The following is a 10,750-nucleotide window of genomic DNA, read 5'->3' as shown; positions in this document are numbered from 1 at the left end:
TGACTTGCTCATTTGTTTTTATAGTGTGTACTCACTTAAATTTAAACGTTGGCGCTTTGTTTTGTTCAGTTTTCAAAGAGCAATTTATCGTTAACCCAAGATTAGATTAACACATTAGTGATTAGTTGTCAACTTCTGCGAAGTTTCAACGTTATTTATAATCGCTGTGTTTCGCAGCGACTAATTCATCTTACCATTCATTTTATAAGAAGTCAACATTTTTCTAAAAAGTGATTTGTCTTATTACTTGGTTACCCAAGTCAAAATAGTAATGTTTAGTCATTGCTCAATCAGCAACTTTGTATAGACTACTCCTTTTTCTCTTTATAGTCAATATATATTTCAAATTAATTCATCAAACCTAACAGTCAATTAAATGATTTTATTCTCTCTACATATCTTGAAGTAGAAACTTTAAAGTTAATCAGCCCCTAGCGAGCTTTTATAAAATAAATCACACTATGCATTTATTCGTCTTTAAATATATCTTATTCCCCTTTACTATTATAGAAAAAAATTTCCCCTTTCAATCCACACCTCAAAATCCAGCCATATCCTTACCTTTGCATGAGAAGTATCGATACGTTAGCAGTAGTCTAGTTGAACAAGTCGGTTCCGTTCGTACAATGAACATCGAATTCACCAATAGAGACGATCGTTCCATTCAATCTTTTGCCACTTTTCTTCTATATACATTACTATCATTTATTTCTTAACAAAAAAGGGGGTGACTCAAAAGCAAAGAGCCAGACCCCTAATCAACTAAATACAGTAAAAAATTAGTCTATAAACACTGCATACTGATTTAGAGTACGAGGTCAGCCCCTTATAAGACACCCTCGTTTTCACATATTATTTTGTTAAATTGACTGAAGAAGAGCTCATTTGTTTGGCTTCTACATATAGAACATGATGTCCATCCATCTCTTTCACAGTGAATTCATAGTCCTCGAATTCTAATTTATCTCCTACTGCCACATCATATCTACCAGTTAAAATCCAACCGCCAATCGTGTCTATGTCCATTTCAGGCAGGTGGATTCCTAATGTAGAGTTGACATCACCTATTAATGTTTTGGCATCAAAAACAAAATGTTCATCCGTGATCTGCTGGATATTTGGTCGTTCGTCCTGATCAAATTCATCACGGATATCACCGACAATCTCTTCTAAAATATCCTCAACCGTTACTAAACCTGCCGTTCCACCATATTCATCTGACAAAATTGCCATATGAATCCGTTCTTTTTGCATTTTAAGCAGTAAATCATGAATAGGTATCGTCTCAAGCACACGAATAACTGGAGTGATAAATTCATCAACATTTAAATCCGTCACATTTTCTTCCGTTATTGTAGCCGTATAAAGTCGTTTAATATTTACCATTCCAACAATATTATCTTTATCTCCATCTGTTACTGGGTATCTTGTAAATTGTTCTTCTTGGATTAATTCAATGACTTCAAGAAGCGAAGTTCCTTGTTCAATCGTTACCATTTCCGTTCTTGGCACCATGATTTCATTGGCAATTCGATTATCAAATTCAAAGATTTTATTCACATATTTATATTCAGATTGATTAATTTCACCGCTTTTGTAGCTCTCTGATAAAATCAAGCGTAATTCCTCTTCAGAATGGGCTAATTCATTCTCAGAAGCAGGCTTCATTCCGAACATACCGACGAGCAGACGAGAGGAACCATTGAGAACCCAAATAAAAGGATACATAATACGGTAGAACCAAATTAAAGGTTTAGCAAATGTAAGCGTAACTTGCTCAGCTTTCTGAATAGCAACTGTTTTTGGAGCCAATTCACCAACAACGACGTGCAAGTAAGTTACTGAGGCGAAGGCAATAGCGAATGACAAGATGCTTATTGCTGATTCAGCCACGTTCAATTTTTCAAACAAAGGATGCAAAAGCGCCTCGACTGTCGGTTCCCCTAACCAACCAAGACCAAGAGCGGTAACCGTAATCCCTAATTGACAAGCAGATAAATACTCATCTAGATGAGACGTTACCCGCTTCGCAGCGAGAGCATTCTTATGTCCTTCTTCAATTAATTGGTTAATACGTGAACTTCTCACTTTGACAATGGCAAATTCAGAAGCAACGAAAAAAGCTGTTAAAGCAATTAGTAGTGCTATGGCTAACAATTTTATGGTAATCTCCAATGCGGGTGGGTAATCGGTAAACAATCCTTTTTTGATTCTACTTTCTTGCTATCGATCAAAATAAGGAAACACTTGAATACGATTGAATCCCAGGCACCTCCTGTAAAAGTATCTCTAATTTTTATATATAATTTACACATAATCTCGATTTCTTAACCCACTGAACCTCACAAAAGTAAAAGCAGCAATGACTGCATTAATGTCACACTTTCATGTGACACTTGATTTTTTAATGAGCTGTTTTTTTTCTTATCATTTTCAAGCCATCTTATGACCGTTTGTAACTCTACATTTAGGTCATTCAATTTTTCGTTTAATTGCTTTTCAGATGCATGTATCTTAGACTCGCATTCTTGGATAAGCATCATCCTGATATGGTCAAGTGAATACTGCTTCTTTTTATAAGCAACAATCTTTCGTAACCGTTCAAGTTCACCATATTTATAATAGCGGTAATTAGATGCAGAACGTTCTGGTTTTAATAATCCGAGATTTGTATAATAGTCGACTGTGCGCTTTGTCACATTCGCTAATTGTGCTAGTTCACCAATTCTTAGTCTCTCGTTCCCAACATAACTACCTCCCAACTATCACGTTATGGTTTTGTTTGATTTAACCACTCAAACATAGTTCTATTCTACAAAATGAATGAGCTTTTGAGAAATATTTTTCACTGAAGCACATCATTTTCCTAAAAAATAAAAAACCGACTCTCCTTAAGCAAGAATAATCGGTTGAAATGAACGATTTTATTTATTCGTTTTAGAAGCTTGGGGTCCAATAAGAATCTTAGGACCACATTGACATAAGGCTGAATGTTTTAATTTTTTTATGGGTGCTCCACAAGTGTTACAAATTTTCACCGCCATGATACGTCCTCCTCTTTACTCGCTTTTCTTATAGTATACTATCTTTCGTTTTATAATCAATATTATTTTATAATGATTATAAAATAATTACTTACAAAGATTAATTACCATTTTCTCTTTCCACCATTAATTTTTCGTTTTCGTGATCCATAATCTTTGTTACTTTTTCCACAAAACTAAGAATGACAGCTAATTCTTCTTTATTATATGTCGAGCATGCTTCTTTGGTCGCTTCTGCCAATGATACGAAATGGTCTTTTATTTGTTGTTGTCGTTTCTGGATCGGGGTGATCATGACTCTCCTGCGATCTTCCTCGTCTTTTTCTCTCATTACATAGCCTGTTTTTTCAAGCCTATCAATAAGCGCCGTAACTGAACCTGAGCTTAGACCAGTAATTCTTGATAGTTCACCTGCAGTAATGGGCCCTGTTTCATTTAAAATTTCTGCTGTCTTTAAATCCGTATGAACAACGCCCATTTTCTGCGCCATATTTTGTTGAAATAAGACGGTTCTCATCCCATATTTGTGCAGGCTTTGCGACAAATTCTCTAGCATCTCTAATTTTTGAAGTTTATCCCTTGACATGGGTAGGCACCTCCCACTAAACTTGATTTTATCTCGATTATCAAGATAACCATTTTTATTACATTTTTCAAGTGAAATAATACATTGGTCCATTATTAAAAAGGGGGTTTTTAATTGGTGGCTCATATTCAAAAGAATAAACATCAAAATCTCATTGTTGCTGGTTTACTATTGGGGATTTTTATGTCGGCGATGGACAATACCATTGTCGCTACGGCGATGGGGACCATCGTATCAGATTTAGGCGACTTTGATAAATTTGTCTGGGTAACATCTGCCTATATGGTTGCCACAATGGCCGGGATGCCGATTTTCGGTAAACTTTCCGACATGTATGGTCGCAAACGTTTTTTCATTTTTGGTCTTATTGTTTTTCTACTCGGATCTGCATTATGCGGAATTGCCCAAAGTATGGTTCAATTAAGTATTTTTAGAGCGATACAAGGGATTGGTGGTGGAGCTCTGATGCCGATTGCCTTTACAATTGTATTTGATATTTTCCCACCTGAAAAACGTGGGAAAATGACTGGGTTGCTCGGTGCTGTATTTGGGGCATCAAGTGTTATGGGTCCTTTATTAGGCGCTTATATTACTGAATATGTAAGTTGGCACTGGGTTTTTTATGTGAACGTCCCCATTGGATTAGTATCCTTCTTTTTCGTACTACGTTACTATAAAGAATCTCCACAAGTTCAGGAACAAAAAATTGATTGGGGCGGAGCTGCAACACTTGTCATCGCCGTAATTAGTCTCATGTTCGCACTTGAACTAGGTGGTAGTAAATATAGCTGGGATTCAATCCAGATTATCGGTTTGTTTACTAGTTTCGCTGTATTCTTGTTACTCTTTTTCTTGTTCGAAAAAAGAGCGCAAGAGCCTATCATCTCTTTCTGGATGTTCAAAAAACGATTATTTGCCACTTCGCAACTTTTAGCGATTCTTTATGGGGCATCGTTTATTATTTTAACCGTATATATTCCGATCTTTGTTCAGGCAGTATATGGGGGATCAGCCACAAATGCAGGGCTTATCCTTATGCCGATGATGCTCGGTTCTGTGGCCGGAAGTGCATGCGGCGGAATTTTCCAAACGAAAGCAAGCTTCCGCAAGCTTATGATTATTTCTGTTGTCGCTTATTTCGTTGGCATGTTCTTGCTCGGAACATTAACTCCTGAAACAAGCAGAGGATTACTCACCCTTTATATGACAATTGTTGGTATTGGAGTTGGTTTTTCATTTTCTTTACTACCAACAGCATCCATACACGATTTAGAGCCGCGTTTCCGAGGATCAGCTACCTCAACGAATTCATTTTTGCGTTCATTTGGCATGACATTAGGAATCACCATTTTCGGCGCCATACAAAATCATGCATTTACGAGCAAATTAGCTGATTCATTTAAAGGGATGGGGAATGGGGCTGAAGGAACATTCACTAATCTTAAAGATACACGAGAGTTGTTCCAATCAGAAGCTCGTGCAAACATCCCAGACTTTGTTCTTAACAAGATCGTACTAACCATGTCGGATTCGATTACCTTAATTTTCATGCTGGCACTTATTCCAATCAGCATAGCAGTTATTACCGTTTTCTGTATGGGGAACACACGCGTTAAAGCTCCTCAAAAAAGGGCTGTAAACCAAAAATAAAACAAGGCTGTCTTTGTGACAGCCTTGTTTTATTTTTGAGAATTATTTCGTATCAAACCTCAAACCTTTACGGATTGTTGTTCAAATACTCGTAATCTCCACGTTATCAGGCAGTTGAAATGGATTTTTCTCATTAATCCTGTCATAGAACATGACGCCATTTAAATGGTCCAATTCATGCTGGAATACGATGGCCGGGAACCCTTTCAAGCGAAGTTGGATCCCCTCCCCTGTTAAGTCCGTTGCTTTCACTTTGACACGCTCATATCTTGGCACGTAGCCACTTATGTCACGGTCAACAGAAAGACAGCCTTCGCTTTGAGGCAAGTAGACCATTGATGCTGAATGGCTGATAATTTTAGGATTAACGAGTACATGTTCATATAGGGTTCCTTTTATGTCTGTAAAGTACATGACGAACATCCGTTTATTCAAACCGATTTGATTCGCAGACAGCCCTACTCCAGCACGTAAATGATATTTTTTTGCTGTATCTGGATCCTGACTATTCTTCAGGAACTGCATCATACTCTCCAATGTTTCTTTGTCTTCCGCAGAAAGGGGCAGTTTCACTTCTTCTGTATTCTGACGTAATATCGGATCGCCCTCTCTCACAATATCGTCCATTGTAATGATATAATCACTCTTAAATTTATTCATTCATAACCATTCCTCTATTGTTGTTTGAGAACTAGTCTCATGCCTTTTCACTTTACCACGTCACACTTAAGACTGTCTAACATCGCAGATACGATTAGGAAAAATAAACCGCAATACGGGGTATTACATTATTTTCCACTATAAATAGTTCAAAAGAACCATTTATAATAGTAGTTAGTTCACTATACTAGTTTCATATAATAAAGGGAGATGAGAAATTGAACTCAAACTCTAGATTCGTTTCGAAATTCTTGCCCATCTTTATGGCATTACTTGTGATCATTTCCGGTGTTTTATTGTATGCTGTTAACCAGTCATCGAAAACAGAAATTCCTTTTTCTTCGGTCGAAAGTACGATCGCTGCTCAAAATGGTGATTTAGTAACGTTGAAGGAAAATCAGAATGGTACCTTGACATTGACTACTTCAGAAGGAAGTTATATTTCTCACGTACCTCCAAATAGCCAATTAGTAAATAAACTTGTTGAAACATATAATATTCAGTATTCTTTCTCATCAACTAGCCCATTCAGTTTATGGTTGTTAGGCGGATTAATCGCTGCATTAGTGGCAACCGCCATTATTATACAAAGAAAAGCAAAAGGTGGCATCGGTATCGGAAAAATGAAGAATAGCGTGTCTTCTGCAAAACCGCTCCCAGCCATTACTCTTGATGATATCGGCGGATTACAGACCGAAATTAAAGAAGAAATTCTACAAACACTTTCCATTTTAAAAGAGCCTGAGCGTTCAGAGAAATTAGGAATCACCGCACCAAAAGGAATTCTATTATACGGGCCTCCTGGAACCGGGAAGACATTGCTGGCTCAGGCCATCGCTAAAGAAATGGGTGCAAATTTCTTTTCTACAAGCGGTTCAGCCTTTAATGAAATGTTTGTCGGTGTTGGGGCTTCTCGTGTTCGTAGTTTATTCCAAAATGCAAGAAAACAAACACCAGCGGTCATTTTTATCGATGAAGTAGATGCTCTGGCTGCTAAACGAAAAGAACATGGCGGTGAAGAAGGAGAAAAAACATTGACTGAGCTACTCGTTCAGCTTGATGGTGGGCATTCGAACGATGGAATTTTGTTTATCTCCGCTACAAACCGGAAGGATATGTTAGACGACGCCTTCCTTCGCCCTGGACGGATTGATTTTGCATTCCAAGTACCGTTGCCAGATACGAAAGGCCGGAAAGAAATTATTGATATCCATGCAAAAGGCAAACAGCTGTCAGCAGATGTTCTTCTTTCTCTTGATCTGTTAGCTGAAAGCACTTCAGGATTTTCCGGTGCAGATTTAAGTTCTCTATTCGATACAGCTTCAAGACGGGCATTACGTAATGGACAGGAATTTATTGAGAAAAGTGATCTTGATTATGCCATTGACCGTACGATTTTAGGAAGCACATCACGTTCATTGAATGATCCTGAAACCAAAAGACGTGTTGCCATTCATGAAAGTGGACATGCCCTAGTAGCTACGATTACGAAACCAGGTTCTGTTCGTAAAGCAACCATCATTCCTCGTGGCGATGCACTCGGTTATGTTGCACCGCTTCACAAAGAACTGCATTTAGCCACAACAAGTGAATTACTTGATCAAGTCAAAATGATTCTTGCTGGCGGTGTTTCAGAGCGGATGTTTTTGGGTGAACATAGCATCGGTGTAAGCGGCGATGTCAAACAAGCAAAACATCTATTAGAACAAATGGTCGAAACTGGAATGCTACAAGACGGCTTCACCCTTACGTTCAATAAAGGTGAAAAAGAACAAAGAATGCAGGAATTATTTAACGAAGCCATTCAAGCAACCGAAAAGCTTATTAGTAGTAACCGCGAACAATACGAAGAACTTGTCGAAGCGCTATTAAAGAAAGAAACGCTTGAAGGATCTGAAGTGGAAGAAATTGTTAGCAGTGAACGGCCTGAAATAGTACTTGTTTGATGAAAATCCCACCTAGGCACGACCGCTTAGGTGGGGTTTTCATTGTTAGATTAAATTGACTACTTCTCTGTCAATTGCCTAAACGATCTTTCATACAGTGTTTTTGTGTGCAATCTCCCCAATGAATATTAATTGAGATGAGAGTAGGTTAATTTTCCCTCGTTTATGTTGTTGCCATCTTCTGTGCCTTTAAATGGGCGCTCTGCTTTTCTTATTTGTCTTGCAGTAATTGAAAAGCAGCTTGGACCATCCATTTTACGCCGATTTTGATAGCTTCCTCGTCGACCATAAATTTGGGGTGATGCAGGTCGTAGGTGATTCCTTTTTCTTCATTTCTCGAGCCTAGCCATACATAGCATCCAGGTACTTCTTTTTGATAGTATGAAAAATCCTCTCCACCCATGGTTGAATCGGATAGAAGCGTATTTGCTTCGCCTACAACGGATATTGAAGCTGAGCGCGCAATTTCCGTTACTCTGGCATCATTTACTACGGCAGGGATTAAAAATTTGTAATCCACTCCGACTTCCCCACCAAGTCCTGTCACCGTATTTGTCACGACTTTTGTAAAAATCTCATAGATTTTTTGTCGAACTTCTTCATTAGAAGTCCTAACGGTCCCTTTTAAAATAGCGTGATCTGGGATGACATTATTGGTTGCACCTGCTTGAAAAGAACCAATACTTACAACCGCAGTTTCTTTAGCGGAGATGTTACGGCTGACGATCGTTTGGAGCTGAGTAACAACTGCACTGCCTATCACGATTGGATCAATGGTTCTTTCAGGCAGTGCCGCATGTCCGCCTTTCCCTTTTATCGTAAGGGTAAAATCGTCCACGCTTGCCATAAAAAATCCTTCTTTTATCCCCATTGTACCTGTAGGAATATCTGGGGAATTATGGAGACCAATGATGGACTTTACACCTTTTAATAGGCCTGCTTCAATGAGGGACACAGCTCCTCCTTCCGTTTCTTCTGCTGGTTGGAATAAAATACGGACATTTCCTGGCAGGGTCTCACTAAGCTCTTGCAAGATAATCGCAGCACCTAATGCAATCGTTGTGTGGACATCATGACCGCACATATGGCTGACGCCGTCTATTTTGGAACGAAACGGCAGATTAGATTCTTCTTGAATTGGTAGCGCATCAATATCTGCACGTAAAGCAATGGTCGGCCCTTGTTGTTTTCCAGCCACCCTTGCCGCTGTCCCTGTTTTTAAGTCAGTAGGAATTTGCGAGATTCCGAATTCTTCTAACCATTCGTTTAAGCGTTTTGTTGTTTCAAATTCTTTGTTGCTAATTTCAGGATTCATATGGAGATGTCTTCTGATTTCAATTAATCGAGGGAATAAATGATCTACTTTTTCTTCTAGAATGGCGGAAAATTCTTTATTTGAAACTTGTTTCATAATCCACTCTCCTATTTCAAATGTCCTAAAAATTCTTTCGTTCTCTCATGCTTTGGTTGACCAAAAATTTCTTCTGGAGAGCCTTGCTCAACGATATACCCTCCATCCATAAAGATCACACGGTCAGCTACTTCCTTTGCAAACCCCATTTCATGTGTGACGACCACCATGGTCATCCCTTCTTTTGCCAATTGTTTCATGACTGCTAGTACTTCACCGACTAATTCTGGATCAAGGGCAGATGTGGGTTCATCAAACAACATAATTTTTGGTTCCATCGCCAATGCTCTAGCAATTGCCACACGCTGCTTTTGTCCTCCGGATAATCGGTTAGGAAACTCATCTACTTTGTCTTCTAATCCTACTTTTTTAAGAAGTTCCATCCCTTTTTCCTTCGCCTGATCCTTTGTCACTTTTTTTAACAAGACAGGTGCTTCCATGATATTCCCGATTACGGTCCTATGAGGGAATAAATTAAATTGCTGAAAAACCATCCCGATGTCCTGACGAAGTTTATTTAATGAGGACTCTTTTGACTCGACTGTTTTTCCATTAACGGTAATCGTCCCACTATCAGCCACTTCTAAACAATTCATGCAGCGGAGAAACGTACTTTTCCCAGAACCGCTTGGTCCGATAATTACGACAACCTCACCGGAAGCAACATCTAAATCTATCCCTTTTAAAACTTCTAGGTGATTAAATGTCTTCACCACATTTTTACATGAAATCATTCGTATGCACCTACTTTTTTCTCAATTTTTCCTATAATAAAGGACATGACAGTCGTTAATAGTAAGTAGATTAAACCAACCAGGAAGAAAATCTCCATATAACGGTACGTACTGCTGATAATTTGTTGGCCTGTCCGTAACAAATCATATAAGGCAATGGTTGACACAAGGGATGACTCTTTAATTAAAGCAATAAATTCGTTTCCTAGAGGCGGCAGCATCCGGCGAAAGGCTTGAGGAATGATGACGCGTCTCATGGATTGACTCGAACTTAATCCAAGTGATCTTGCTGCTTCCATTTGTCCCTTGTCGATTGATTGAATCGCTCCTCTGGCAATTTCCGCAATATAGGCAGCTGCATTGATGGATAGCGCGATACAGGCCGACACAAATGGCGGCATCGTAAGGGAGCTGAATACCGATGGAATGGCAAAGTGGATGACAAATAATTGCAATAATAGAGGGGTTCCACGGATTACCCAAATGAAAAATTTACTTAACTGTGATAAAAGAGGATTCTTTGAAACCCGGCCAAGTCCAACTAGTAATCCTAATATACTTCCAAAAATCACCCCAATTACCGCGATTTCAACGGTAACTAATGCCCCCTGTAATAAGTAAGGTAAATATGTAAGTGCAAAGGATAAAAACTCGTTCATTTCTCTCTCTCCTTTTTTACAATAAAACGGATAAAGCGGTTACCCGGTTTATCCGTTTTT

At 38.7% G+C, this 10,750-nt stretch carries 9 protein-coding genes; 2 read left to right on the top strand and 7 right to left on the bottom strand.

The features are described from left to right. Window positions 1-852 precede the first annotated feature (852 nt). From AC625_RS01180 to AC625_RS01170, 3 genes are all read right to left on the bottom strand, one after another. The gene (locus AC625_RS01180) at window positions 853-2,157 is read right to left on the bottom strand and encodes a hemolysin family protein (protein WP_049679633.1); all 1,305 of its coding nucleotides are present in this window, start codon (window positions 2,155-2,157) and stop codon (window positions 853-855) included. A gap of 185 nt (window positions 2,158-2,342) precedes the next feature. Beyond that, on the bottom strand, window positions 2,343-2,762 hold the full coding sequence (locus AC625_RS01175) for a MerR family transcriptional regulator (RefSeq protein WP_049679632.1): 420 nt from the start codon (window positions 2,760-2,762) through the stop codon (window positions 2,343-2,345). 382 nt (window positions 2,763-3,144) lie between these two features. After that, on the bottom strand, window positions 3,145-3,630 hold the full coding sequence (locus tag AC625_RS01170; protein WP_053177971.1) for a MarR family winged helix-turn-helix transcriptional regulator: 486 nt from the start codon (window positions 3,628-3,630) through the stop codon (window positions 3,145-3,147). A 117-nt stretch (window positions 3,631-3,747) separates the two neighbouring features. On the opposite strand from AC625_RS01170, the gene AC625_RS01165 reads away from it, so the two are divergent. Beyond that, on the top strand, window positions 3,748-5,280 hold the full coding sequence (locus AC625_RS01165; RefSeq protein WP_425415471.1) for an MDR family MFS transporter: 1,533 nt from the start codon (window positions 3,748-3,750) through the stop codon (window positions 5,278-5,280). Window positions 5,281-5,361: 81 nt separating this feature from the next. Here AC625_RS01165 and def read toward each other — a convergent pair whose 3' ends face one another. Next, window positions 5,362-5,940 carry a peptide deformylase gene (gene def / locus AC625_RS01160; RefSeq protein WP_049679631.1) on the bottom strand — a complete coding sequence of 193 codons (579 nt, stop codon included), beginning with the start codon at window positions 5,938-5,940 and terminating at the stop codon, window positions 5,362-5,364. A gap of 218 nt (window positions 5,941-6,158) precedes the next feature. On the opposite strand from def, the gene AC625_RS01155 reads away from it, so the two are divergent. After that, complete coding sequence (locus AC625_RS01155; RefSeq protein ID WP_156187383.1) at window positions 6,159-7,886, top strand: AAA family ATPase; 1,728 nt, start codon at window positions 6,159-6,161, stop codon at window positions 7,884-7,886. A gap of 211 nt (window positions 7,887-8,097) precedes the next feature. Here AC625_RS01155 and AC625_RS01150 read toward each other — a convergent pair whose 3' ends face one another. The 3 genes from AC625_RS01150 to AC625_RS01140 are packed head-to-tail and all read right to left on the bottom strand — an operon-like array spanning window position 8,098 to window position 10,690. Further along, complete coding sequence (locus tag AC625_RS01150; RefSeq protein ID WP_049679630.1) at window positions 8,098-9,297, bottom strand: M20 metallopeptidase family protein; 1,200 nt, start codon at window positions 9,295-9,297, stop codon at window positions 8,098-8,100. Window positions 9,298-9,308: 11 nt separating this feature from the next. Next, complete coding sequence (locus AC625_RS01145) at window positions 9,309-10,031, bottom strand: amino acid ABC transporter ATP-binding protein (protein ID WP_049679629.1); 723 nt, start codon at window positions 10,029-10,031, stop codon at window positions 9,309-9,311. Further along, on the bottom strand, window positions 10,028-10,690 hold the full coding sequence (locus AC625_RS01140) for an amino acid ABC transporter permease (RefSeq protein ID WP_049679628.1): 663 nt from the start codon (window positions 10,688-10,690) through the stop codon (window positions 10,028-10,030). The genes AC625_RS01145 and AC625_RS01140 overlap by 4 nt, the downstream gene beginning before the upstream one ends. Window positions 10,691-10,750: the final 60 nt, after the last annotated feature.

This window comes from Peribacillus loiseleuriae (assembly GCF_001183985.1).
GTDB lineage: Bacteria > Bacillota > Bacilli > Bacillales > DSM-1321 > Peribacillus > Peribacillus loiseleuriae.
This window is presented reverse-complemented; position numbering and strand designations above follow the sequence as displayed.

What these genes read in the sequence shown, in the direction of transcription:
- AC625_RS01145 (WP_049679629.1), bottom strand. Translation starts at nt 10,031, where the DNA reads ATGATTTCATGTAAAAATGTGGTGAAGACATTTAATCACCTAGAAGTT.
- AC625_RS01140 (WP_049679628.1), bottom strand. Translation starts at nt 10,690, where the DNA reads ATGAACGAGTTTTTATCCTTTGCACTTACATATTTACCTTACTTATTA.
- AC625_RS01150 (WP_049679630.1), bottom strand. Translation starts at nt 9,297, where the DNA reads ATGAAACAAGTTTCAAATAAAGAATTTTCCGCCATTCTAGAAGAAAAA.
- AC625_RS01170 (WP_053177971.1), bottom strand. Translation starts at nt 3,630, where the DNA reads ATGTCAAGGGATAAACTTCAAAAATTAGAGATGCTAGAGAATTTGTCG.
- def (WP_049679631.1), bottom strand. Translation starts at nt 5,940, where the DNA reads ATGAATAAATTTAAGAGTGATTATATCATTACAATGGACGATATTGTG.